Origin of the sequence: Paenibacillus sp. JJ1722, from assembly GCF_048282685.1 — a bacterium.
In the GTDB taxonomy this organism is placed as follows: domain Bacteria; phylum Bacillota; class Bacilli; order Paenibacillales; family Paenibacillaceae; genus Paenibacillus; species Paenibacillus polymyxa_B.
The window spans coordinates 5,522,905-5,549,806 of record NZ_CP182500.1; the positions used below are offsets into that span (position 1 = coordinate 5,522,905).

The 26,902-nt window shown below is 42.6% G+C and carries 14 protein-coding genes; 3 read left to right on the plus strand and 11 right to left on the minus strand.

The window, feature by feature from the left end; translation table 11 throughout:
• Positions 1 to 47: 47 nt before the first annotated feature.
• Entirely contained in the window at positions 48 to 2,765 is a 2,718-nt protein-coding gene (locus ACM1ND_RS24530) for a stalk domain-containing protein (protein ID WP_316244331.1), read from the minus strand.
• Between the two features lie 266 nt (positions 2,766 to 3,031).
• Here ACM1ND_RS24530 and ACM1ND_RS24535 point away from each other — a divergent pair, with 266 nt between their 5' ends.
• From ACM1ND_RS24535 to ACM1ND_RS24545, 3 genes are read left to right on the plus strand one after another with little or no spacing between them, the layout of a single operon-like run.
• On the plus strand, positions 3,032 to 4,441 hold the full coding sequence (locus ACM1ND_RS24535) for an efflux RND transporter periplasmic adaptor subunit (protein ID WP_053326254.1): 1,410 nt from the start codon (positions 3,032 to 3,034) through the stop codon (positions 4,439 to 4,441).
• The gene (locus ACM1ND_RS24540; RefSeq protein WP_418026726.1) at positions 4,438 to 7,554 is read left to right on the plus strand and encodes an efflux RND transporter permease subunit; all 3,117 of its coding nucleotides are present in this window, start codon (positions 4,438 to 4,440) and stop codon (positions 7,552 to 7,554) included. Before ACM1ND_RS24535 ends, ACM1ND_RS24540 begins: the two co-directional genes overlap by 4 nt.
• A gap of 56 nt (positions 7,555 to 7,610) precedes the next feature.
• On the plus strand, positions 7,611 to 8,513 hold the full coding sequence (locus ACM1ND_RS24545) for a TetR/AcrR family transcriptional regulator (protein WP_025722448.1): 903 nt from the start codon (positions 7,611 to 7,613) through the stop codon (positions 8,511 to 8,513).
• A gap of 129 nt (positions 8,514 to 8,642) precedes the next feature.
• Here ACM1ND_RS24545 and metK read toward each other — a convergent pair whose 3' ends face one another.
• The 10 genes from metK to ACM1ND_RS24595 form a co-directional block, all read right to left on the minus strand.
• A complete protein-coding gene (gene metK / locus ACM1ND_RS24550; RefSeq protein ID WP_418026728.1) occupies positions 8,643 to 9,845 on the minus strand; it encodes a methionine adenosyltransferase in 1,203 nt (400 codons plus the stop codon).
• Positions 9,846 to 10,177: 332 nt separating this feature from the next.
• Positions 10,178 to 10,468: a small, acid-soluble spore protein, alpha/beta type gene (locus tag ACM1ND_RS24555; RefSeq protein ID WP_418026730.1), complete on the minus strand. Its 291-nt coding sequence runs from the start codon at positions 10,466 to 10,468 to the stop codon at positions 10,178 to 10,180.
• Positions 10,469 to 10,609: 141 nt separating this feature from the next.
• Positions 10,610 to 11,188 (minus strand): hypothetical protein, encoded by a 579-nt coding sequence (locus tag ACM1ND_RS24560; protein WP_053326256.1) that lies wholly within the window; start codon positions 11,186 to 11,188, stop codon positions 10,610 to 10,612.
• A 46-nt stretch (positions 11,189 to 11,234) separates the two neighbouring features.
• A complete protein-coding gene (locus ACM1ND_RS24565; RefSeq protein WP_250240588.1) occupies positions 11,235 to 12,776 on the minus strand; it encodes a stalk domain-containing protein in 1,542 nt (513 codons plus the stop codon).
• A gap of 99 nt (positions 12,777 to 12,875) precedes the next feature.
• The gene (locus ACM1ND_RS24570; RefSeq protein ID WP_190298120.1) at positions 12,876 to 15,257 is read right to left on the minus strand and encodes a copper amine oxidase N-terminal domain-containing protein; all 2,382 of its coding nucleotides are present in this window, start codon (positions 15,255 to 15,257) and stop codon (positions 12,876 to 12,878) included.
• A 542-nt stretch (positions 15,258 to 15,799) separates the two neighbouring features.
• Positions 15,800 to 17,146 (minus strand): efflux RND transporter periplasmic adaptor subunit, encoded by a 1,347-nt coding sequence (locus ACM1ND_RS24575; RefSeq protein ID WP_418026732.1) that lies wholly within the window; start codon positions 17,144 to 17,146, stop codon positions 15,800 to 15,802.
• A 19-nt stretch (positions 17,147 to 17,165) separates the two neighbouring features.
• The gene (locus ACM1ND_RS24580) at positions 17,166 to 20,303 is read right to left on the minus strand and encodes an efflux RND transporter permease subunit (RefSeq protein ID WP_053326259.1); all 3,138 of its coding nucleotides are present in this window, start codon (positions 20,301 to 20,303) and stop codon (positions 17,166 to 17,168) included.
• Between the two features lie 352 nt (positions 20,304 to 20,655).
• The gene (locus ACM1ND_RS24585; RefSeq protein ID WP_418026734.1) at positions 20,656 to 24,675 is read right to left on the minus strand and encodes an S-layer homology domain-containing protein; all 4,020 of its coding nucleotides are present in this window, start codon (positions 24,673 to 24,675) and stop codon (positions 20,656 to 20,658) included.
• 190 nt (positions 24,676 to 24,865) lie between these two features.
• Positions 24,866 to 25,996, minus strand: a complete 1,131-nt coding sequence (locus ACM1ND_RS24590; RefSeq protein WP_013312307.1) for a glycosyltransferase family 4 protein — start codon at positions 25,994 to 25,996, stop codon at positions 24,866 to 24,868.
• 137 nt (positions 25,997 to 26,133) lie between these two features.
• Positions 26,134 to 26,895: a WecB/TagA/CpsF family glycosyltransferase gene (locus ACM1ND_RS24595; protein WP_025724242.1), complete on the minus strand. Its 762-nt coding sequence runs from the start codon at positions 26,893 to 26,895 to the stop codon at positions 26,134 to 26,136.
• Positions 26,896 to 26,902: the final 7 nt, after the last annotated feature.

Sequence of the window (26,902 nt, forward strand, 5' to 3'; positions counted from 1 at the left end):
AAATGTTCTACTCCAATCCTAGCATTTCAAGTATATATCATACCATATCATGACTGAAGGGTGATGGTCTTCGTTTCTTGTTCCCATTTTACAGTCATTCCTAACTGCTCAGACACGAGTCTTAACGGGACTAAAGTCCTACCTCCTAGCACAACGGGTGCAACATCAGTGCTTTGACGCTTCCCGTTCAGAACAACTTCTTTTTTCCCTACGGTCAAATCCATCAGTACACCGCCGCGCATAATGGTGATCCGCTGATCGCCCGCATTCCATTTGGCTTGTCCGCCAAATGCGTCCAGCACATACTTGATCGGAACATACGTTGAACCATCGCGAGTCATCGGAGCGGCATCAATCGTGGTCGGCGTTCCGTTCACCGTCATTGATTTTTGCCCGATCGTCATTTGAGCTGTTCCTTTTTTGAGTCCTTCTGTACCGACCGTTCCCGGTGTATTAAAAGAAATATTATCAAAAGCAACATTGCCTGTTTTAGCGCGCTCGTCCTGACCCTCTGCCACATTAACCACATAAAGACGCTTCAGCTTCGCCGGATACGAAATATTCAAACCGCTCATATCTGCGTTAATGGTTTTCCAGCCGTTCCAGTCGATCACTTTAGCGAGATCAATATATGCTGTTTTGCCTTGAGCATCCTCTAGCTCTGCACGCAGCCAGTTCAGACTCTTATCCCCTCTGACATCAATCGAGATGGAAGTAGCCGCCTGTTCAAGCGTTTTCCCGGATGTGCCGTTCAATTGAGCGTAAGCATACATTTTACCACTGCCGTTCGTCATATCGTAGTTCAGCTCTAGCACTTTGGAATTGGCATGGTCACCATCTCCTTGTACAACAGCCGCTGTGCCAGTAACACCTTCCACATTCGAAGTAAAATCAACCGGATACGAAACATTTTCAAAGTTCTCCCAGTTGTTTGTACTTGCTCCACCAGCAGACAGGAAGACGACAGCGCTGAAACCATCATAGCGACCGATGGCATAGCCCGTTTTTACGCCTGCATCCACCGTATTTACCGTAAGCTGATTGTCCTTGACACTTCCCTTAAAGCCGATGAACTCCCATTTGAGCGCATCGGACGTAATGCTGACACTCTGTCCATCTTTTGTCTTTGCCGTTACCGGTACAGCGATTTTAGCTCCAGCGGTAAGCGAGCCAGTTCCAGTGCCTGCGGTAAGTGATGAAATTTCATCTGCTCCAAGCACCGTGACCTTGGTTGTAGCGCTGGCTGAGCCACTGGATGCCGTTAAAGTAGCCGTTCCTGGTTTGGCTCCCTTTACAACGCCGCCGCTCACTGATACAACAGCCGGATTGCTGGATTTCCACGTCACTTGTACTTTCGAGGTATCAAATGGATTGTAGTAGTTGTCATAGCCTTTGAAGGAATAGCTTCCGGTCTGTCCAATCAGCAGCGTTTTATTGCCCTTGATGGTGAAGCCTTTGAGCGTTCCTTTAGGAGCATTGGTATATACCCCTACTCCATTTACAATACTACGTTGCTCTGTACCATATTCTGTATTGAACGTAAGCCCCGCTGTCGTATCTCCCAAATCACGTGTCACCATAGTGGTAGAGCCGCCCCCGTCAAGGTTCATCCCCTTCCAGACGCCAATATCCTTCATCAGCGTTTGCAGCTCGCTCAGGGATACACCAACGCTGTTCCCATTCTTCTCAACAGCAATGACATAAGCGTAACGCTTGTCACGAGAATATCCCAGAGCTGTACGCGCACGTGTCCCGCCTATGCTTGTTGTGCTCCGGGAAAAAGAGGTTTTCTGGCCGTCATTTACTAATATGGTATGTCCACCAATCATCATCTGAAGGTTAGAAGGATCTACTTCACTCCCTGTCGATTTAACACGAAGATGATAGCTCGTTTCTACGGTTTGTCCCACGGTCAGATGCGCTTTGGCATAATCAGCGGCTTTACCATGAGTACGTAAAATATAGCCATCCTGCGGAACGGTCATATTCAACGTAGCATTGTCGGAGACTTGTGTAACTACACCATTTTGTACCAATATCTCGGTGGGCGTTGTCGAACTGTTTTTGGGGCGCTCAATTGCTTTCCAAGCAGATGTATAAATATACATAGCATTAGAGTGACTATAGTTGCCCCCACTCGTCTCAGGGGAATACGAAGCCTTGTTCATCCCCGCCAAAGAGAAGGACGACCCATCTCCAGCTTTCACTGTACCTTCAAAAGTAAACTGCTCCACCATCGGAGAACCATCCTTGGTTACAGCAAAGGCATACATACCCGTTAAATCAGACGGAGTAGACATCAACACACCCTTGGATACTTGTCCACCGATCGGCGCTCCCTCGCTGGAAGTATTAAAATAATCCCCGTTTACACCAGCAACCGCCCCGGTCTCTTTTGCCATGCCACCTGTGCTCTGACGGGTCGTAAACTGTCCATTCTTCCCCGTCATGACATCCAGCTTAACGTACGGATTTTGCAAGTCCACTCGAATGATATCAGCCAGCGCTGTTCCTTTGGAACCTTTAAAACGATATTTCAATAATGTTGCACCCGAAGTAATGATCTCTTCGCCCAATTTTACAGTTGAACCAGAGGCTGCACTTGCGATTGGAGCAGACATCCAACCATTCAAGGGGATTAGAGCCCCAGTTCCAGCAACCGGACCGATCCATAATACCCCTGCCAGTGTTAACACGGCCCATCTTTTAGCGATTCCTCTGCCATTAACTTTCACTTCACTCTGTTTCTTATTACTTAAAAACATTTGGATAATAGCTCCCATCTTCAATGTATTCAAACGGTTTTGTTCCGCGCGTGTACTCTATCAATAAACAAAAAAATCCTCTTATGTTAATAGACTTATTATATAGGCAAAAGTTACGAAAATCCCGTCAACTAATTCATAAAATCTAAAACGATGAATTGACGAATGCAATATCGGCGCACTATAATACATTTGAACTTATTAGTTCAAATAATACTGGTTAGTTCACAACTCCAATTATGACCCTATCGGAAGGATTGATAATCATGAATAAACAACGGGCCATCATCATATTCACTTTATCCCTGAGCATCGCAATGACCGGATGTTCTACAGAAAAAAAAGATGCCGCTCTAGGTTCATCTGCACAGCCAACCGTTGTGCGCACCGCAATCGTCAAATCCACGCCACTTCATACGGCCTATAACTTGTCAGGCACTCTTCAGGCTTATGAGGAGAACACACTGGCTTTCCAAAATGGAGGCACTGTAGCCAGTGCATATCTCACTGTCGGTACTGCTGTACAGAAGGGCGCCGTTATTGCTAGTCTGGATGACGCTGACTACAAGCTTCAGGTGGCACAGGCGACAGCCTCCATCTTGGAGGCACAGGCTGGTATTGATAACGCACAGGCTAATTTACAGGCTGCTACCTCCGCGATTCAATCCGCCGATGCCGGCATTACAGGAGCTCGCGCGAATGTTAACAAGGTCAATAAAGGCGCACGTGCTCAAGAGAAACAACAAGCGCAAGCTACTGTAGATAAGGCACAAAGCGCTTATAACAAGGCCAAGACGGATAGCGAGCGTACACAGAAGCTGTTTGAGGCAGGCGCTGCTACCGCATCAGATAATGAAAATGCTCGCCTGAATGCTACCGCAGCCCTGAAAGACCTGGAACAAGCCAAGGAATCCCTGTCCCTTTTGCTGGAAGGGGCCACAGCCGAAGATCATCAATCCGCCCAAGCTTCCTTTCAAGATGCGCTTGCAGGTAAAAGCAAAGCCCTTGCGGCCAGTGAACAGGCTGCGGCTTCCCAAAAACAAGCCCATGCCAACTACGAAAAAGCCCTTGTCGCCAAGGGTCAGGCAGAGCTAGCACTATCACGCACCCGTTTAACCTCTCCCGTGAACGGCGTAATCTTAGACAAAATCGTGAATACAGGTGATTTGGTCGCGTCAGGGCAAGCCGTCTATCGCATAGGCTCCATCGACCGCCTCAAAGTAATGCTTCCTGTACCAGACAGTGAAATTAAGGATTGGAAAAAGGGTCAACAAGTAGAATTGGCGCTCTATGAAGAGACTCGTCAAGGTACGGTGTCTAACGTCTATCCTTCAACCAGCACCGACACGGGAAGGGTTAACGTAGAGATTGTTATAAACAATCCACAGCGAGACTGGTTACCCGGTCAGGTCATTAAAGCTGCTCAACAGGTGACCGACAAGAATGGGATTCTCGTTCCTGCCGAAGCAGTCATTAACACGGGAAGCAAGCCTTTTATTTTCAAAGACATTCAAGGAAAAGCTGTTAAAACCCCTGTGGAGCTTGGTAATCAGGTTGTAGATAATCAGTTGCAAATCGTATCGGGACTTCGTGAAGGCGAACGTATTATCGTTAAAGGGGCAGAAAACCTATTTGATGGAAATGCGATTCAGTCGGAAGAAGGCGGACGCCCATGATTGAGTACATCGTAAAAAAACGCAAAATTACATTGCTGTTTTTTGTCATGCTGATTTTGGTCGGAATCTTCGGCTTTTTCCAGTTACCACAGCAGGAAATGCCGGATGTCACCATACAGAATGCTATGGTAACAACAGTCTACCCTGGTGCTTCACCACAAAAAGTAGAACAAACCGTAACTAAAGAGCTGGAGAAACGCATTAAGGAAGTTGAAGGTGTTAAAACGATTAGTTCGACTTCTGGTAACGGATTCTCCTCAATTTTAATCGAATCCAAAAACGGAGTTGATCCTCAAACGGTTTGGGATGATATGCGTAAAAAAGTGCAAGATGCACAAGCTGATCTTCCTCAAGGCGCTGAAGTGCCTGTTGTAAATGACAAACTAACCAGCTCTTTTATTGGCTCCTATGCCCTAACAGCTGACTCTTCCGCACCACTGTATAAACTAAATGATTTAACAACAACTTGGAAAGACCAGCTTAATACCATTTCTGGCGTATCTAGCGTCAAATTCAATGGTCTCCCTGATCAAGAAGTACGTGTCCATATTGACAATCAGAAGCTTCAGCAATACCAGCTGTCATGGGGACAAGTAGCTCAAGCGATCCAGTCTCAAATTGATCGGGTTCCTACTGGTAATATTGAATACAACGGACGTACCTATCAACTTATTGTTCGCGAAACCGAAAAAGCTGATGAATTGAATCAGGTCCTTTTGACACGCACCAAAGAAGGTAATCCTGTATATTTGAGAGATGTCGGCACAACGGAGCTGGCACATCCTAATACAGAATACTTTGCCTATGTAGAGGGTAAACCGGCCATTACGCTAAGTATTGGAGCAGAAACAGGCACAGACATCCCTTCTATGAGTGAAAAGGTCAATACCAAGCTCAAAGAGCTGGAGAAAACACTCCCCGCAGGTGTTCACTTTCAAACTCTTTTTGCACAAAAGGATCAGGTAAGCCATATCTTTGACGACTTAAAGCGTGAAACGATTCTTGCGATTGCGGCCGTTATTCTCGTTTGTATGTTGGGGCTGAATTTGCTCACCTCTGCATTTGTCGCACTGGCCATTCCTATTTCGGTTTCGATTGCCATTATCTTTTTGCCTATGTTCGGCATTACTCTAAATCAGATATCCGTTGTCGGTCTGATCATCGTACTGGGCATACTCGTGGATGATGCCGTGGTTGTAAATGATAATATTGAGCGTAGACTTACGGAATTAGGAGAATCGCCCTCAGTCGCAGCTGTAAAAGGTACCAAAGAGGTCATGCTTTCTATTTTGGTTGCAACTCTGGCCACCATCTCAGCTTTCGCGCCATTGTTGTTTCTTCCTGGAAATGTAGGTGCCTTTATTAAACCCATTCCTGCTATTGTCTCCCTGACCATGCTTGCCTCTATGATTATGTCGCTCACCATCATCCCTATTTTTCGAGAATGGTATGAGAAGCGCAGACAGGCTCGTCACCCTCAGGGTAAGTCTAAACCAGCAGGCTTGCTCGGCCAGCAGATTCATTCTTTAAATAAGCTCTATTCACAAAAACTGATGCCTAAGGTCATTCAGCGTCCCTTGTTGACAGCCATGGTCGGACTCATGCTTGGAACAGCCGCCTATGGATTAGTTCCCTTTACCTCAGTTGAACTTTTTCCTGAGTCGGAAGATCCTCATGTTGCACTAAATGTAAAAATGCCTGTAGGCACTTCAATTGCGGAAACCGACCAGGTCGTTAAAGACCTTGCAGGCTGGGTGAAAAAGCAACCTGAAACTTCCAAGGTCGTCTACAGCGCTGGAGGGACTGCCCCACAACTGTTTAGTGACATTAATAGTATGGGTGGAAATATTAGTTATAACGAAACGGTGGGGCAGATTGCTGTCGTCGGCAAAGAAAACGTATTCGATCTCAATACGACAGTTGATGCTTGGGAACAACATGTTAAGAAATCCTACCCTGGAGTTACAGTTACGATGTATGTTCCTCGTCTCGGGATTCCAGTGGGCAAGCCCGTTTCCATTCGTATCTCAGGTCAGAACCTGAATGAACTGCAAATCCTTGCCCAAAAAGCAAAGGAGCAGATCGCGACAGTAGAGGGCACAACAGGCATCGTGGATGATATAGGAATTGAACGATATGCACTGGAGCTTGAGGTCAACAAACAAACGATGGATCAGTACCTGGTAAGCTACACAGATTTGACTCGCACCCTGCTTCTATTAAAAGAAGGAGCCCAAGTCAGCCAATTTGATACTGGAAACAGTCTGGTAGATATTAAAATGTATTTGAATCACAGTGACGAGGAGCCAAGTAAGCTTTTCCAACAATTAAGTGTAGTTAATGCAGCTGGTAAGCAAATTCCATTAAACCAGCTCGTCCAGATTAAGCCGTCATTTGCTATTCAGCAAATCAAGCATTACAATATGGAGCGGACGATTACGGTGGAAGCCGATTTGAACGGACGAACTGCAAGCGAAGCGATGGTTGATGTTGAAAGTAAGCTGGCGCAAATGAAGTTCCCAGAAGGCTACAAATGGGAGGTTGGTGGGGAAACCTCTGACCAATCGACCATATTCAAGGACTTAGGACAGCTGGCGATCGTTGTAGTCTTGCTCATTTTACTCTTGATTACTATGCAATTTTATTCTCTCTCCATTCCTATTATTATTATGACGACCGTGTACCTGGCAGCAGCCGGCGGGATTATTGGTATTTTCTTGACCGGTATGCCTATCGGTTTTATGAGCATCATGGGAATTATTGCACTCGCGGGCATTGTTGTGCGGAATGGGATTGTGTTAATTGAATTTATCGAGGATGCACGACATGAAGGAATGGAATTAAAGGAAGCCGTAATACAGGCGGCCGCTGCTCGCTTCAGACCGATTTTATTGACATCTTTGGCAGCTATTGTAGGTATGATTCCATTAGCACTATTGGGAAGCCTGCTCTTTAAGCCACTGGCGTTTACCGTCATTTTCGGTTTGTTATTCTCAACCTTGTTAACCTTGTTTGTCGTGCCGTCCTTGTATATGATCATGGCCAAGCACAAGATGCGCCGTCAACTCAAAAAACAGCAGCACACAGTTATCACACGTGACCAACCTTTGTGATGTATGAAGTGAATTCTTATGCTGTCGAGTTGGTCGGTCCCTAGGGGGAAGTATGTATGGAAAGTAAAAAAAATGATATTTTACAGGCGGCCATTCGGCTGTTCTCCAGAAAAGGCTATTATTCAACATCTGTTGAAGAAATAGCCAAAGAAAGTGGGATGGCGAAAGCATCCTTCTATAAATATTTTCAAGGAAAAGAAGAACTTCCTCTAGAAATGTGTATCATTCTGGAAAATAACATTGAACAAGACATCCGGGCTCTCTACAGTAAACCTGATCTTTCTAAGCATGATAAACTACATGGTTTTATTGTACTTTACTTGAAAAATCTCGTTGAAAACAAAGTGTATCTCATGATGGATCTTCCTGAGCCTTCCATGCTTATTTTTCAGAATGAACAACTCAATTACGCATTCGAGAATCATGAATACAAATTGTACAAATGGGTTCGCGACTGCCTGATTGATATTTTTGGACCGAGCATTAAAGATCATGCATGGGATATGACCTTTGTACTTAAAAGCATTGTGTTTGAATATATTCGCTTCTTTGCCGATCGGATGAATGATGAAACGATTGAACATCTAACACAGTTTATTATCTTCTTATCCAGTTCCTTGGCAACCAGCCTGAACAATGCTGATTCAGCTCCACATTTGTTCTGGAGCAAGCAAGGCTGGTTACCTGAAAGTGCTCTAAGTAATCCCTTTGACCAAGGCCGTCAAATTAACAGCCTTCTCCACTCCTTGGAAGACAGTATACTGCTCTCTTCGTGGAGTTCAGAGGAGAAACAGGAGTGTCAGCAAATCTACGCTTATTTAAAGGAAGAGGCTCTGAAATCGAACCCTCAGAAAGGCCTCCTGAAAGCCTTTTTTGCGTATTTGGAGCAGTACAAGGAACTGCAAAAGGTTTGTCGTTTACTTAAAAATTTATTGGACCATGCACCGATATCCGAGTAGTCACTCAGTATTCGGTACATCAGAGCAAATTCGTACTTAACAGCGAAATACATCAAAAAAAGACTGTTCATGCAAAGCATGAAACAGTCTTTTTGGGTTATTGCTTTTATTTTGATAATATACGAGGAATTACAGCCCCGCTTGCTCTTTTAGAATTTCAGCTTTATCTACGCTCTCCCATGGTACATCCAAATCTGTACGGCCAAAGTGACCGTAGGCAGCAGTTTGCTTATAAATTGGACGACGCAGATTCAACATGCGAATGATGCCTGTTGGGCGCAGATCAAAGTTATTTCGGATCAATTCAACTAGCTTCTCATCGCTTACTTTACCCGTACCGTATGTATCGACGTTAATCGAAACAGGCGTAGCTACACCAATGGCATAAGCAAGCTGAATTTCCACTTTGTCTGCCAATCCAGCTGCCACGAGGTTTTTCGCTACATAACGAGCAGCGTAAGCAGCGGAACGGTCCACTTTGGTCGGATCTTTACCGGAGAATGCTCCCCCGCCGTGACGCGCATAACCACCATACGTATCCACAATAATTTTACGGCCTGTCAGACCTGCATCTCCTTGAGGGCCACCGATAACAAAGCGTCCTGTTGGATTAATGTAATATTTGGTTTGCTCATCCAGTAATTCGGCAGGAACAACTGGCAAAATAACCTTTTCTTTGATATCTGCTTGAATTTGCTCCAAAGTAGTATCCTCTGCATGCTGTGTAGAAACCACAATAGCATCAATACGAACAGGTTTACCATTTTCATACTCTACCGTTACTTGGGTTTTACCGTCTGGACGAAGATAATTCAGTGTTCCATCCTTACGCACTTCAGACAAGCGTCGTGCAATACGGTGAGACATAGCAATAGGCAAAGGCATCAACTCAGGTGTTTCGTTCGTAGCAAAACCAAACATCAATCCTTGATCCCCAGCCCCAATGTTTTCCGTTTCTTTATCTACTTCAGCAGGATCACGGCTTTCCAAGGCAGCATTAACCCCTTGAGCAATGTCCGGCGACTGTTCATTCAAAGAAGTCAATACAGCGCAAGTATTATAGTCGAAACCGTATTTCGCACGTGTATAGCCAATTTCCTTAATCGTATTACGTACAATGGATGGAATATCCACGTATTCCGATTTGGAGCTGATTTCACCAATGACGAGAACGAGACCAGTAGCTACCGATACTTCACATGCTACCCGTGCATTAGGGTCATTAGCCAGAAAGGCATCCAAAACAGCATCGGATATCTGATCACAGATTTTATCCGGATGGCCTTCTGTTACAGACTCGGACGTGAACAAATGACGGCCTTTTACAGACATGAATTTCAACCTCCCACAATTAAAATACATGAGGATTTATAAAAAAATCCTGACATGGCAATGGTATTATTCAGATACCTTCAAGCCAACAAATGGCGGGAGATATCTTGTTACACCTGATTAATAAAAAATGAACCTTTTCCGGTAGGAAAAGGTTGCGTACAAGCCTCAAATGCCATGATATCCTATTTAAAACAAGGTGTCAATTCATACAGCCCAATTACAACTTTCGAAATTGAGGTAAGTTTACATGCAAACATTTTCGATTCACATGTAAATAACCCCAGTTTATACGCTACTATATAATCAAAAACTGTAAAAATTATTGCAATTTACAATGTACCATATTCAGATAAGCTACGTTCAGCAGATTGTATCAATCGCTTAGTAATTTCACCACCAACTGAACCGTTCTGTCTTGAAGTTAAATCACGCCATGCTACATTTTCGCTCCCCGCAAACTCCCCCAATTCTGCAGCAAATTCACTGTCAGCCTTAGGTTGTATATGTGTATATTTGGGATTATAAACAGGCAGTCCAAATTCAGCAGCGATCTCATACTTCAAATCATCTAACCTGGCACGGCTTTCAGGAATTAATCGTCTTTGACCTCTTGATGCCATCGTATACACCCTCCACTAAACGTATTGTCTTTCATGGGGGTAGTGTGCAGCGATTAGGTTCAACTTAGCCAAGAACAATTTGCTATCCCAAGCAGTATTTAAGAAAAAGAGTCACCGAAAGCAGCTTATATACAAAACAGTTTACTGAACAGTATAACCGCCTCGTACCATAACGACCAGACCAAACTTCTGACCTTCTTTTACTTGAATACCTCTTCCTTCTCTAGGAAACGATAATAAATGATTTTTCTCGACAGCCTGATTATGAACAATTTCCGTTCCCGAAGTAATATCAATAGCACCACTGGCATCCATACTATACACAACGGCATAACCATTACGTAAAATAAATTCCGAGCCTGCTTTGGCAATCAGTTTTTGACCAGGCTTTACATCAACAACCTTTAAAGCCTCTGTCTGCTCTGGCGTGGAAGCTTTTCCTGCACTAGAAGTTCCTGACGCCGTTGTGTTAGAAGTAGTATTTGTTGCTGGAGCATTCGAACTAGTCGTTTTACTACTCGTGTTACTTGCTGGTACTCCACCTTTAATTGCCTGAGCAATTTTTTGGTCGACATAGCTTTTGGTTACGACTGGATCATCAGCTGTACCAGGTTGTCCAGAACTGGAGGCACCATTAACTGAATTGTTCATTAAGGAGCCAGCAACAATTCCTCCTCCAAGTAAAACAGCAGCCAACGATACTTTATAGCGTGATTTCATGAAATCCTCCTACTGCAGGTTATAACAAGTATAGGTTATGCATAAATTATTGCGCGCCTCCTCCAGAAGCTGCACCTTGTAAAACCCAAGGTTTTTCATAAGCCATCTTCAATGTATCAATGCTTGTAACTATGTCTTCGGCTTGTTGTTTAGCAGTAGTAACTTTCAAATTAGCCTCGTAAACCTGAAGCTCTGTAGCCAATCCAACATCAAATTGCTTTTTAGCCATATCAGCAGCACTTCTTGCGCTCACCAAACCAGCCTGAATCTGTGAGTACTGGCTCTCTAAGCCTTTAATAGTGTTATAGGCATTTCTTACTGCCTCTTCGAGTTGTCTCTTTGTTCCCTCTGTAGCAAGTTGAGCTTTCTCTACATTGAGCTGCTCAGCTTCATAAGGCGTGTTTCCAGGAGTGCTAAAGTTGTAAAGCTTCAAGCTTAACTCAGCCAAATCTACCTTTTGCTCACTTAACCAAATGGCAGTACTACTAGTAAGTACTTGGCTTACTGTAGTCTCTACATTACTTTTAAATTCTGAATAAACAGGCTTATCTTTCAATTCGTAACGCTGCTCTGGTTTGTAGCCAATTACTTGGTTCAAGGCTAAAAAAGCACTATCCAAGTCTTTTTTTGCCTTGTCTAAAGATGCTTGGTTTTGAGTTACCAGATTCGTTGCTTGGGTGACTTCATAGTCACTCGACATTTGGTTATCTCTCTTAATTTGTGCAACTTTGAGCTTGCGCTCTGCATCTTCAATATTCAAAGCAGCCAACTTAACGGCATTTTGCTTTTGAAGAAGCTTGTTATAAAGATCCTTCACATTGTATTCAATACCTTCTTTAGTCATTTCCAGGTTTTTTTTAGCTGTCTCATAATTAAGGTTCGTTTGGGCATAACCTTTGTAAGCTTTATCAGAAGCTTCAACACCTGCCTCCAAAGGTACGTAGTCAATATTCTTGCCTGTTTCTTGCATAATTTTTCTTGTCTGATCAATATTCGTTTCTACTGTTTTAATTGTGGTGCTATCAGCAATAGCCAGTTTAACTGCATCATCATAGGTCAAAGAATCATTATAGTAGGTATCATAAGTAACTTGGGTCACAGGAGTTGCGAGAGGCTTACTGGATAAACTATTGGTTTGGTCGTCAGTAGTACTGCCATTAGCTTGGTTGGAAATGGTCACTGTTCGTGTAGCCTGATCCCAATTTACTTTGGCGCCTAATGATTGGCTCACAAAACGTAAAGGAACGAGTACTTGACCCTTTTGAATTTGAGTTGCTGCATCGAGTTGTACAGGATTACTATTTTTATAAGCAAGCTTAGAACCAACATTTAAAGTTAACGTATCGTCATTTTTAGATGCTGTCACTTTTTTAGCTTTGCTGTTCCAATCGACTTTCGCACCCAAGCTTTCGAAGACTCCACGCAGAGGCACCAAGGTTGTATTTTGACTAACAACCGGGGACTGGGTATATTGCTGAGTTACACCGTTAATAATAACCTTTATATCACCTGGTTGAGCTCCTGCAAGACTGGCGAACGCAGAAGAAAGAACCAATGTGGACAGTACTGCCACTCCAAAACGTTTCATAATTTCTCTCCTTTGTCAATAAGACTAATAAAAGAAAAGGGCTCCAAAAGGAACCCTCTTCTCATCTAATTCAGTTAACTCAAAAGAGTTGCTCTTAAATTAGTTGTTGTTTTCAACAGTTACTGTTTTAGCAGTTGCATCATAGTTGATGGATGCATCCAACGCTCTGCTCACCCAGAAGATAGGCAGTACAGTACGGTTTTTGTTAGTTACAGCTTTAACGTCCATACGAACTACAGAACCGTTAATAGTCAACAGGTTAGTGTTCAGTTTGATTTGAGCAACGCGATCACCTTTAATCAGGGTAACTGTAGAAGTTGCTTTGTCAAACAGGATGTTTTGTGGGGATACACCCAAAGCTTCAGCTGCATAACGTACTGGCAAGTAAGTGCGTCCGTTTTCAGCATAAGCAGCTACATCAGCTGTTTTAGTTTGGCCATTGACAGTATAAGAAGTGCTTCCCAGTGTGAAGACAGCTTTAGTACTAGTAGCACCTGGAGCTGGAGTACCAACAGTTGCAATTGCTACTTCATCAGCAGCAGTGTTGTTGTCTCTCCAGTTTTGAGTAACTGTAGCATTACCTTTGTAAGCAGTGTAAGATGCAGCTTCACCTTTCAGTTTAGCAACAATATCACCTTGTGCTACAGTACGGTCTACAACCAATTTAGGAGCAGAAATTGTAATTGTACTTGGAGTTGCGCTTTCGCTATCCACATAGAAGCTCAGACGACCTTTGTTTGTATCGCCGTAAGTATCAGTAGATACGCTCTTAATTTTCACATCACCGGAAGTAACTTTCACTTCTGGAGTGGAAGCAAAACGTACACCTGTTGGCAATTCCAAAACCACTTGACCGCTGCTGTTTTTGGATTTAGTCAGAGCTTCACGTGCTGCTTCAGTGATTGTGATATCACCGATTTGTTGATCGCCCAAACCAATTGTCAAGGTAGGTTTTGTCGCAGCAGCCAAAGTTACTGCTTTTTTAACTGTTGCAACTTTAACTGTACCAGTCAAACCTTGGCTACCAGCTACTTCTACATTCAGGTCACCGGAGAATCCAGGTTGAGTAGCAACTTCTACATTTTTCAATGTCAATGTACCTGGATCGGAAGAATTTTGACTACCACTATTATTGAATTTCAATTTCAACGTACGTTTGTCGGAATCGCTATAGCTAACATCTACATTGCTCAGACCATTAGTGTACTCGCGAGATCCTACAAATTCATTTGCACCAGTTTTGCCTTCAAATGCAGACTGCCAACGAGCACCTTCAGGAAGACGAAGAGTTACTGTGCGATCTCCAACAAAGGATCCCGCCACTGTTTCTTTAATAGCAATGTCACCAATTTTTTGCTCATCGTGCCCAGCGATAATATCTGTGGTTTTAGCAACAGATACTCCACCGCCAATTTCACCATAAGTACCTACTACCAAAGTGCTTACATCAGTAGTTGTATTACCAGTAACATTAACTACTACATCCCCATCTTTTGCGCTGTTCTCGTCGTCAACTTCAAAGTTCAACGGAAGGTCAAAAGAGCTTTGCTGTTTTGTCTTGTTCTTTAAAGAGATTGTGAGAGTATCATTGTTATTATCATAACCAGTTACTTCAACATCTCCAGCTTTCAGATCACCAAACAGAACAGCAGCGTCGCCTTTACCTGACCATTTAAAACCACTTGGCAGTTTCAACTTAATGTTGTTATTGGTATCCAAAGCGCCTGCTGTTTGTTCTTTAACTTTCAGTCTAAATTTGAAATTATCTGTTTTAGACTCAGTATCAACAGCCGACAGACCTACTTGACCGGAAGAAACTACATTACCAACAGTAACTTCACTACTAGTCAAACCACTGTTCGCAGCAGCGTCAAAAGCAACTTTTATAGGACCATTACTAGGGCCTGTAGCATTAATAAAGTTGAAATTGAAGTATACATCAAGGTCATCAGCGTCATTAGTGCCACTAAAGATTACTTTGAATGTATTGTCGGAAGAACCTACTTTTTCAACTTCATAACCTACTGGATCATTATGACCATTTTTTCCATCATTATCATTTTGTTGAACATAAACTGTAGTACCATAAGTTGCATCACTTACAGATTCATTTTTATTAGATTTACCAACAGTACCATTTCCCTTAGCGGCAAGTTTAAAACCTTTAGGCAAAGATACAGTCAAGCTACCACCAGAGTTAAGAGACGCTTGGCTGATACTTACGCGAACTCTACCCAGTTGAACACCATCTTGCGCTCCACCGCTAATACTTGGAGTGTTAAGTACAGTATAGCTAGAAGCTGCATGGATTGCAGTTGGTGCAGTCAATGCTGCGATTGGAGCTGCTACACCAGCAACCAATGTTGCTGTTGCCAGCACGTTGATCATTTTTTTGTTAAACTTTGTCATAACCTTTTTTTCTCCTCCTTGAATATAACCAGAAATATTATTTTTGTCTTTTTGTCGGATCTTGTCACTCATCAGTCGTTACACCTCCTTTCCGAGCTTTATGAGAACCCTTATAAAATGATATCTGTGACAATATCACAGAAGCTTGGAATCTAGTTGAAAGAAAGCGTCCATTTATGACGTACTCCAGTATTATACAATGTGATAACAATGCAGTAAAGATTTTTTTTAGCGAATTTTGTCTTTACGCTTTTGTACCCCTTTGTTTCATACTCACCCAATTAGACGTAGCATGGGTTCAAAAAGTTGCGCCTGTTTCAAAAAAATTTTTTTATTTTTTTGATTATGTATTCCGCTTTCCACAGTCATAATTATACTATTGAACCTGTTCCTCCGTCATCCTACAACTTTTACCTTATCAACCTTAAATGTACAAGGATTATTTCCGTACATTTAAGTCGGCCTTTAATGGAGTATATTCGCTAAGAATTATCCATAGAATATATAAAGCACATAAAGTCTATAGATTCCCTTGAAATCTAATACTCTAATACACTTTAAGTAGTAGGAATGACGGAGTAACAGTGATTTACGGTAAATATAACCGAGACAAATTACTTCACTACATTAATCTTCGCGCCATCCGTAAGCAGACTAACGCCCTTAACGACAACATTTTGTCCTTCAGCAAGCCCCTTGGTTACTTCAATCTGTTTGGCACTTTCCTGGCCTGTCTGCACCTCTACCCGCTTAGCCACTGTTCCTTCCACTACATAAGCATACTTTTTCCCTGCCTGCTCCGTAATGGCATCCTGCGATACCAAAATGTTTTTAGGAGCTTCTGATTTCATGTATACAGTTACAACCATCCCTGATTTTAATTCACCAGAACCATTAGGAACTGAAATCTCGACAGGATATGCCTTGAGATCATTATCCATTACCGGATTGACGGCCGATACTCTGGCCTCAATTCGCTTGTCTAAGGAGTCCACACCTACAGTCACAGATGAACCCACCCGCAACTTAAGAAGCTCAGATTCAGAAACGTTAACTTTGGCAATAATAGGATTGGTATTCGCTATTGTAGCAACCGCAGATTGTGCACTAACCATTTGCCCTTGGGTTCCTGTTACTACCGATATCGTGCCGGAAATCGGAGCTTTGACTACAGTATCCACTAATTGACTACGAGCTGTGTCTAAACTGGACTTAGCCTGATTGACAGAAGCACGAGCTACGTCAATGCCCGTTTTCTGTTGTGCAAGACGTAATGATTTTTGAGCATTATTATATGTTGTTTGCGCACTTTCCTTAGACGTTTGCGCATTGTGAAGTGTGATCTGTGCATTCTCCACCGCAGTCAGAGCTCTTCTATGCGCTATTTGAGACTGCTCTAACTCGGATTGAGAAAGAGCACCCGCACTAAACAGCTGTTGGTTGCGATTAAGCGTATTTTGAGCATCACGCACAGAACTCTGAGCATCTACCAGACTGGTCTGAGCTTGAGTGATCGTGTTGTCTTGCTGGACAAGCGCACTTTTGGCTTGATCCACGCTGGATTCTGCCTGCTGCACCGATTGCGCTGCACCTGACTCTGCCTGCTTTAAATTGGCCAGGGCAACCTGGTACGATTCCTGGGATTGCTTAATCGAGTCCCGCAAGTCCTTTTGGTCTATAGTAAACAATGTGTCGCCCTTATTTACTTTTTGCCCCACTGTAAGGTTAATGCTTTGAATTTTGCCACTAATTTTCGGAGACACCTGAGCCGTCTCTTTAGGAGCAAAGCTTCCAATAATACCTGTTGAATCGTTAATACTACCTTTGGTCACTTTTGCCACTTGGACCGGAATGGCTTGCTGCGCCGTAGTTGGTGCGGCAGGGGCCTCCCCCCCACCGCAACCCGCTAATGCAACTGATAAAAGCAAAGTTGTAGCAATCAGAGCACTTTTTTTATTCATTATGTTTCTCCACCTCACCTTATATATGAACACTTTTTTGTAGTTTCGCTTCTTTTTTTTGTTCTCTCTTTGCTTGTCTTTTTAATTTCCGATTCTTACGTTTTTCTATCATATTATCCATGATGACGTAGACTACCGGAATAAGAATCAATGTAATAACAGCTGCGAAGGATAACCCGAATACAACAACAACTGCCATCGGTGCTTGTGTCTCGTTACCACTGCCTGTAGCGAATGCCATTGGGAGCAAAGCTAGTACCGTAGCCAGCGTGGTCATCAAAATCGGACGCAACCGCTCAGACGCTCCATGAATAATAGCTTCATCCCGATCTTGGCCGTCTTTTCGGAGCTGAATTATAAAGTCAATCATAACAATGGCATTGTTGACGACCAAACCGACGAGCATGATGTAACCTGTCAAAGCTGAAACGCTGAGACTCGCCCCGGTTACAGCTAAACCGATAAGCACACCAATTACCGTAGGTGGAACGGAAAACATAATAACAAACGGTGTGAGCAACGATTCGAACTGTCCTGCCATAACCATATAAATGAGCACGACAGATAGCAAAATAGCTATCGCTAAGTTCATGAAAGACTCCATCATTTGTTCATTTTGGCCGCCACCCGTATCTGCACTGTAGCCCTCTGGGAAGTGAGTAGTCTTCAATAGAGCATCTATTTTTTGATTAATAGTAAGAATATCCCCTGTTCCATCAATATCAGCTGTAATCTGCACTTGACGCGTTTGGTCTTCACGAGTAACAGTATCGGGTACAGTCCGTTTATCAATACTTACTACGGAAGACAAAGGTACATCAATACCTTGCGAAGTGGTGATCCGTAAGGCTTTTAGATTTGACAAATCATGGCGGTTTTTCTCTGGCAACGATATCTTCACATCAATCTGATCTTCACCTGTACGATAGCTTGTGGCGACTGATCCATTAAAAGAAGTATTCACTGCAGATAAGATTTGGGTCGCTGATAAGCCATATCGACTTGCAAGTTCACGATTAACGGTAATCTCATATTCTTCGCGAACAGCACTCAAGGTACTTTTCACATTGACCGTACCCGGTATGTTTTTTACGTCCGCAACGAGATTGTCCGAGAGTTCTCTCAGGACGTCAATATCGTCACCTTTTAAGTTAATATTAACAGCCGCTCCGCTTGAAAGGCCTGTTGTAGACGCCATTGTAATCTCTGCATCTGGAATGCTATCAAATTTTTTACGAAGGCCATCAACTATAACATCTGTTGCCTGATGTCCATCCTTCAGTGTTACACTTAGATCTGCTGAGTTGGTTGGAGCTGCCCCTGAATAACCAGAATTGCCACCAGAACCAACAGTCACTGTCATTTTATCTAGATCCGGAACTTTCAAAATTTCTTTTTCTATATCTTGAACAACCTTTTCCGTTTCTTCCAAGACCGTTCCATTAGGAAGTTTCACATTAATTGTGAATTCCCCAGTATCGGATGCTGGGATAAATTCAGCCTTAACGAAAGGAACTAGAGCCCCAGCTGCCACAAACATTAATAAAGTAATAATTAACACAGATTTTCTATGGTTAATTCCCCACTTCAGTATACGGCGATACCCACTCTTAAATTTCTCGAAACCAATATTAAACCACACAATAGGGTTAACACCCTTATAAGTACCTGAAGAATAAATGGATTCATCTGGCACGGTAGGTAGCCAACGTGATCCCAGCATCGGCACAATCATAAGGGATACAAGCAAGGCTGCAATGTGAGAGAAAATAACTGTTAACGCCAACGGTTTAAATAGAACTCCCGCAATTCCGTCAACAAAAACAACTGGTAAAAATACTACGATCTGCGCAAGTGCAGATGCCATAACGGCATTACCCACCTGCTTGGAGCCATCAATAGCCCCTTGTAGCATGCTTTTCCCTTCATGTCGCTGTCTAAAAATATTCTCAATAATAACAACCGCAAAATCGACAAAGGATCCTAACCCCAGAAGCAAACCGCTCAGTGAAATAATATTAATGGTTTGTCCGGTGAAATACATCATCATAAACGTAGCTACGAAGGAAATTGGAATAACGATAGTAGCAATAATGGTAGAACGTATACTATTCAAAAATAACAGCAACACAATAGCTGCGATAATAAGTCCCAATATAGCATGCTCTACTAGTGAGTGTACGGAGTCGCTAATCGGTTTGGATGCATCTGTTACCATCTCCAATTGAGTTCCCGGAGGCAATTCCTTCCGTATCGAATCTAAACTATCCTTTACAGAATCGGCGATTGAAAGGGTATTCCCCCCTGTGGCTTTAGTAACAGAAATATTGATACTTGGCTTTCCGTTATAGGTAGAAATGGTTGTAACATCATCCAAGGAATCTTCAACTGTCGCGATGTCCTTTAGCTTAATGCTTCCCTTCCCTACTGGAATTGGCGTTTCACCCATTTCTGAAACAGCTTTGTATTCACCTTGAACCCGAAGTTGGATTTCTGTATTACCTCGGTACACCGAACCAGCAGAACCCGCTACGTTATTAGACGATAGCGCTTGGCTGATTTGATCTAGCGTAATGCCATAGCTTTGAAGTTTGGCTTGGTCTACAGTAATCTTCACAAGCCGAGCTTGCCCACCTGACATGTTGGCTGCAGCTACTCCCGCAATTCTTTCAAGCCGCGGCTCAATAATATCTTCAGCAATAGGCTTCAACTTGTTAATATCCTGGTCTCCTGTAAGAGAGAGCGTAATAACCGGCGTTGCGTTGAGATCAACCTTAAGGACACGCGGCGAATTAGCCGCCTTGGGAAGAGACCCTTTAACCCCATCAACTTTATCTCGCATGTCGAGGGTTGCTTGATTGATATCTACTCCCCAGTTAAATTGAATCATGACCATAGATGTTCCTTCTGAAGACTCGGACATGATTGTGTCCACGTTCTCAATAGAAGCCAGACTTTTCTCAATAGGTTTAGTAACCAATTCCTCAACTTCTGTAGGCGTTGCATTTGGAATACTAGTCACCACTGCAGCGAATGGCAGCTTCATATCCGGCATTTGCTCTACAGGAAGTCTTAACGCAAAAATACCGCCCCCGATTAACAAAGCAATAATTAACATAAATACTGTTACAGGACGGCGTATTGAAAACTGAGACATCTCATCACTCCCCACTCACTTCTCTATGTAATATTAAAACACACACATCCTCTACTACGATGAAATAGGCGTAAAGTTTCAGATAAATGTGCAAAAAAAACATATAGAAAAATAATAAACACATTTTGAGATAAATACTTAAAAAAAAGCAATTAATTACAGACGTTTAAGCCAAATCCAAAACCAAAAACATTGTAAGGCTAATCCACAATTTTTACCTCATTGATATTATGGCATAGGCCCTTAATCCCAGTCAAATAGCTGATTTATAAAAAACATCCCTCTCATGTATATGAAAGGGAATTACCATTTCGCATGGAGGGATGTTTAATAATTTCAGGTGTTTTGTTGATTAGATTTTAGGAAGCAGCTTTTTATCAGCCATAACTTTAGCTACAATAATCGCTGCATCTCCGCGCAAGGTCAAGGAAGTAGGATTAAACATATATCCCTTTTTCAGATCGCTTGCATCCACAGGTGACCCTGTGATAAAGCCTTTTTTGGCAATAGCCAATATAGATGCTTGCGCATAGTAATCAATCTTGTCCGCATCTTTAAAGGTCTTAGACAGGTTCTTCATGATCTTGTCATGATCTGTTTCCAGCTTCAAATTCAATGCCTTGGCAATAATGACTGCTGCATCTTGGCGTGTGATTACATCTTCCGGCATAAAGATTCTTGGTTGCGAACCTTTGACAATACCGGCGCGTGCAGCTGTTTCAATATAACGATAATCATAGAGCGCATCTGCTGATATCGTATTTGGAATAGACACGTCGTCGAAATGCTTCGCTCCGCTGAAATTAAGCGGAATTTGCAGACCTTTGACGATCATAGACGTAAATTCGCCTCTTTTAATGTAGCTGTCTGGTCCAAAGCTATTAATCGGATCCATTGGGTTCATAACACCTTTAGCCAAGATGGCTTCGATGTAATCTCTGGCGTATTTATGCTTAATGACATCACTATACGTTTCTCCAACTTTAGCAACTACATAGTAACCGAAACGATCAAACGGTACCTTAATGGTATGTTTTTTCGGATCCACCACACCACCAATGTTCTGCCAATCTTTAAGATCAGAATCAAAATAGAACACCGTCATTTGTTTCCCTGCATCCTGAGCGATACTGTTATCATACGTCAAAGTTAATGTTGCACGCTTGGATGGTACTAATTCATTAGAAGGATCACGCCAGTAGAAGTTTTTAATCTTGCTACTGTCATTTTGCGACTTGTTAGCCAATTGATAAGGATCGGCACCATAAGTTACCGGATCGTAATCATCTGTTTTAATGTCATCTGCTGTACCTGGGTCAATCCAGAATACTGGACTTGACTTGGTAAAACGATTTGGGAATTCTCTGTTAAAGTATCTACTTCCATCTGCAATCAAGCTCTGCATATCCGACAATGCTTTTTCGGTTTCAAATTCATGACGATCGACCACACCATCTTCGCTATTTGCTATTGCAAAGTACAAAGTGTGACCAGAGAAAACCTGGTTTTTGAACTGTTGCGGTTGATCGTAATCCCGACGAATCAGACTCGTTCCCTTTGCAAAAGCAAGTGTAAGATTGCCATCGAACACTTTGTGCGATGTTTTCATCGCTTCCATGTACTGCTCACCAGGAATATTAGTAGGCACATATTTAACAGTAATGGTCTGTTTCAATTTTTCTTTGCCTACAGTAACCACTACGTCAATTTTATTATCTTTGTTGGCTTTTAGACCTGTAACGATGGCTTTGTAAGTAGATGGATAATCAATGGTACCATCATAATCAGAGTCGAATCCCTCTTGAACTGCTGTTTCTTTACCTACCGTAACACTATCTGCATTACCTGCGTTTACAACAACTTGCACAAAGTTTTGATTCACGATTCTCTTTTCAGGGAGCGGACGCAAAATATCAAAAGATGTGGATTGACCTGATACTTGCAGTCGGAAAGTAGCAAATGGTCCGCTCTTGCCGCTATTGTACAAGGTAATGTTATAAGCTACTGGTGTTCCATCTTGCGAAATAGTTTGGTTTTTCAACACAAAGCTGAAATACTTTTTGTCCGGATGGTAGTACACAAGCAGGTCTTTTAAATCTTTATTTGTAAATTTATCTGTAGTAGAACCGGAATTGTATGTTGTCTTAGCATCTTCTGCTGAGAAAAACTCGTTACTCAGCGTCCAGTTGACTTCACTGTCATCCGATCCCTTAATCTCCAAAATATATTGATCTTTATTAGCAATATCACTTAACGAACCACTTACCTGATCTGCTTTACCCAAATCAGCAATACTGAAAGTACCAAATACATTGATATTTTTCAGAGATGTGTTGTAGTTAGTGTCATCCACTTTGGTGAAATTAGCATCTTTTGATTTCGGAGCAATTTCGCTATATTTCGGCGTATTGCTCAAGCCACTAACTGGTGTAAAAGGGATGATTCCTTGTGTATTCGGAACAGGAATTACTGGAATATTCGTCTGTGTAAAGTTTACTTTTACCGTATTGCTATACTCAATACCTGGCTTGTATACAAACTTGATTTCATTATTCCCGTTCGCCAAGGCATTGGCTGCGGCTGTTTCCGAGGAAGCAGCAAGCTTGAAGTCCGCTCCTGAACCATCCAAATCAACCAATACATTATTAACATACAGGAATACATTTCGGTTACTTCCAGTGTAATGAATATCTGCTGCGTTACTCACATCAAGTAATTTACCTTTAAAGTTGCCCAGCTGAGTCAATTTATAGGTATTCAAGTTTGAGCTGGATGTATTCAACGGAATTTGTTGCCCATCATAAATCGTATCGTATTTCATGAACGGACCCTGCAACAGATTCACTGTTGCTTTAATTAACTTAGTCGAGTCACCATTCAGATAAAAATTCAGTACATTTTGTCCTTCTTTAGGTAAAGTGTCTACATAAGCAACAATTTTCTTTACTTGCGTTGACTTACCATTGATTGTCCGAATCACATCTTGAGGAGACCCTACAGTATGAACCGTTACTCCGGAAAGCTCACTAATCGAAGAAGGTGCACCATTAACAACGATAAACTCCATACCTACAGGTACAGATGCAGCATCTGTAGTCTTGTTCTTCATAGAGCTACCTGTTAATTTCATAGCTTCATCTAGGGCAGCTGCCTGATCAGACCCGCTTCCTTTAGTTCTGTTCAACAATTGAGTATTAAAATCAGGAAGATAGTTAATATCATCAATATACGGCTGAGTACTGCTGCGCAACGTAAATTGGACAGCCGATGGAGCTGGAGGTGTACTGCTATCCGTATAAGTTATGCCCAGGGATGCCCTGGTCAAATGATCAAGTACAGCTTCCGAAGGTACAGTCACCTGAAATGGATATACTTTATAGCCATTTGATGTAACTATATTTGCAGTATCAATTGTGGCATCAATCCCAGTCGCACTACCCACAGCACTACCATTGTTACTCACATCGGTAAAACGTGCATTAATTGTGGCCACTCCTGGATCGGTCGCACCAGCTGGTACCAAAACGTTACCTTTTAAAACCACACCACTTGTAGACGATACAGTAAAGTCAGGCGAAGTGGTCAGATCGGCAGAAACATTTCCATCCTTGTTCAAGGTCAAATCAGAGAATTCCGGTTTACCCGTATAAATCGTAATTTCACGTGTAACTGTGAGGGCCTGAGTTCCGTTGCCCACTTTAATAGTCACTATATTTTTACCTGGACTGAGTACCACACTACCTGTTAATTTATATGCGGTATAAGAGTTAACTGTGTACGTATTACTGCTTTTTGCAGACGTGAGCGTTACACTGTCAGCATTAGGAGCCGTACCTTGAATGACTACTTTTACATCATCCGTACCGCTATTGCGTGCGTCTGTCAGCACCGCTGTCTGATTCTCTAGCAACTGCTCGGTTGCACCATTCAGCGTAGCAGATAGATCATAAAGCTTAGGTCCATCCTGATACTCAATGTAAATGGAGTCCTTCATATCAGCCGAATTTTGGCTACTTTGAAATGTAATCCGGTTCAAACCAGGAAACAGTTTAATGTCTGTAACTTTAAGCGTAGAGCCACTGACCGTAATTCCGCCTTTTTGACTCTCGTTCTTATTAACTACGTTAAGGTTTGTTCCATTTTTAGAGAGTTGGAATACACTATAAGATATAGTACTTCCGTTCACTCCGTTAATCGTACCGTTAACTGTAACTCGGTCAGTGTTTACCATTCTAGCCGAATCCACATCATATTTTTCACTTGGAAAAATAAAATAAGTTCCCGTCGCAGCATGAGCCGTACCTACCAGGGCCGCCGGCACCAAGCCAATGATGAGACCAACCGTCAGCAACATGGATAGCAATCGTTTCAAATCATTGTCCTCCTTTGATTCTGTCGCACCTTGGGGTACGTAATCATTCAATACTTTTTTTATCGGTAGTAAACATACAAAAAATTAGTAAATTCTCAAAAAAGGAGGGAGTTTTTTTACAGCAAACATCAAAAAAGCCTTCAAACCCGCGGTATACCGCCAAGCTTGAAGGCTTACTTTTAAATTAAAATTATAATTTCGAACGTGTTTGGGAATCTGGCTTAGCCAGCAACCGAATCAGTGTGTTAATAACTGGGCGTTTGGTCTTGCCAACAAGACCAATAACCTCTGCACCGATCTGTAGGAAGAACATCATAATACAAATCACGACAAAGGTGACCCAGTTCGCTTCATTAAGCGCAGCAGACGATTGAATCACGGCCAATACACCGAAAAATGCAGCAATACCGTAGATAATCAACACCGTCTGTCTGTGACTGAAACCTAGTTCGCGTAAGCAGTGATGCAAATGACCTTTATCCGGAGAGAAAATCGGTTTTTTCTGCAACTTGCGACGAATGATAGCAAAGAATGTATCTGACAAAGGTACACCGATAATAATCAATGGCGTAATAAAAGATACGATAGCAATTTGCTTGAAACCAAGCATGGATAGCATGGCCAGACAGAAACCTAAAAATAATGACCCTGTATCACCCATGAATATTTTCGCAGGATGAAAGTTGAAAAATAAAAATCCGATAATGCTGCCCAGCAGCACAAGACAAAGCATAGCTACCATGTAATTGCCCATCAATACCGACATCACAAAGATAGTTCCAATCGCAATTCCTGAGACACCTGCAGCCAGTCCATCCAGACCGTCAATCAAATTGATGGCATTCGTTACACCTACGATCCAAAAAATCGTAAGCGGAATGGAAATCCAGCTTTCCAAAGATGAGTATGCATCCTGAAAAGGTACATTTACAAAATCTACACGAATATCAAAAGCAAACACGACCATACACGCAACGGCAATTTGAGCCAAAAATTTCAATTTTGCATTGAGATCAAAACGATCATCGAGAGCACCAATCAGTGTAATCAGCGTACCACCAATCAGAAAGGCTGCGATAAAGTTAATATCCCGAGAGGACAGCATTCCGTCAGGCACAAAAGGTAACACCGCCAATAAGGACAACAGAAATGCCAAGAAAATCCCCAGTCCGCCAAGACGCGGCATAATTCGGGTATGTACTTTTCGGGCATTCGGTACATCGACGGCTCCAACCTTCACAGCGAATTTCTTGACGAGCGGTGTCAGTAACAGCGCAAGTCCCAGTGCCATGATGAACCCAATAATATAGATCAATAACATTTGATCATTCGACCCCCAATTTTAAAGCAATCCCTTTTCAGATGTAACCGCATTGAATTATACTCTGATCAAAAATAAATACCAAGCTTCATATTCTGGCAAATTAGCGGGTTTTGTAGGCAGATTCAAGCTATTTATCACACTTTTGTGACGTTTTCTTTTTCGCGCATCACTTTCGCGGCGAATTTCGGCAGCGCAAGCATTCTTTTGTAACGGCTTGGCTCTTTAAGGAGTCTATATAACCATTCAGCCCGTAGCTTTTGAAACAATTTAGGTGCGCGTTTGGTTCTGCCTGATATAACATCGAAGCTACCGCCAACCCCCATCATCACCGGTACACCCAGCTGTTCCTTATATTTACCAATCCAGGGTTCCTGCGTGTCCGCTCCACGTGCTACAAACAACAAATCAGGATTTGCTTCACGAATGGCTGCAATCACGGCTTCATCCTCTTTAGGTCCAAAAAAACCATCACGCTTGCCACAAACCGTAATTGCGGGATAAAGCTCATGTACCCGCTTTGCGGTCGCTTGAATCACCTCAGATGTTGATCCCAGTAAATAAACCTTCCAATGATAGTTTTCTCCAGCTGCAAGTAATTCATGTAACAAGTCAAAGCCCGCTACCCGCTCAGGTACAGGATGTCCTACATAGTTTGCAGCCCAGACCACGCCAGTCCCATCCGGAACAATCAACTCTGCCTGTTTCATCACGTTCATGTACACTGGATCTTCCAATGCAGCCATTACCATAATCGGATTGGCAGTGATCACTTGATGGGGCTGGCGAGACTCCACTGCTTGAACTAATACATTTAATGTATCTTTCATATTAAGCCTTGATACCGGAACACCGAAAATCGGGACGGTAGGCACATTCGTAACCTTATCAACTGTCACTGTATCC

Coding starts and splice junctions, on each gene's coding strand:
- ACM1ND_RS24530 (WP_316244331.1), bottom strand. CDS start 2,765: ATGTTTTTAAGTAATAAGAAACAGAGTGAAGTGAAAGTTAATGGCAGA.
- ACM1ND_RS24535 (WP_053326254.1), top strand. CDS start 3,032: ATGAATAAACAACGGGCCATCATCATATTCACTTTATCCCTGAGCATC.
- ACM1ND_RS24540 (WP_418026726.1), top strand. CDS start 4,438: ATGATTGAGTACATCGTAAAAAAACGCAAAATTACATTGCTGTTTTTT.
- ACM1ND_RS24545 (WP_025722448.1), top strand. CDS start 7,611: ATGGAAAGTAAAAAAAATGATATTTTACAGGCGGCCATTCGGCTGTTC.
- metK (WP_418026728.1), bottom strand. CDS start 9,845: ATGTCTGTAAAAGGCCGTCATTTGTTCACGTCCGAGTCTGTAACAGAA.
- ACM1ND_RS24555 (WP_418026730.1), bottom strand. CDS start 10,468: ATGGCATCAAGAGGTCAAAGACGATTAATTCCTGAAAGCCGTGCCAGG.
- ACM1ND_RS24560 (WP_053326256.1), bottom strand. CDS start 11,188: ATGAAATCACGCTATAAAGTATCGTTGGCTGCTGTTTTACTTGGAGGA.
- ACM1ND_RS24565 (WP_250240588.1), bottom strand. CDS start 12,776: ATGAAACGTTTTGGAGTGGCAGTACTGTCCACATTGGTTCTTTCTTCT.
- ACM1ND_RS24570 (WP_190298120.1), bottom strand. CDS start 15,257: ATGAGTGACAAGATCCGACAAAAAGACAAAAATAATATTTCTGGTTAT.
- ACM1ND_RS24575 (WP_418026732.1), bottom strand. CDS start 17,146: ATGAATAAAAAAAGTGCTCTGATTGCTACAACTTTGCTTTTATCAGTT.
- ACM1ND_RS24580 (WP_053326259.1), bottom strand. CDS start 20,303: ATGTCTCAGTTTTCAATACGCCGTCCTGTAACAGTATTTATGTTAATT.
- ACM1ND_RS24590 (WP_013312307.1), bottom strand. CDS start 25,996: ATGTTATTGATCTATATTATTGGGTTCATCATGGCACTGGGACTTGCG.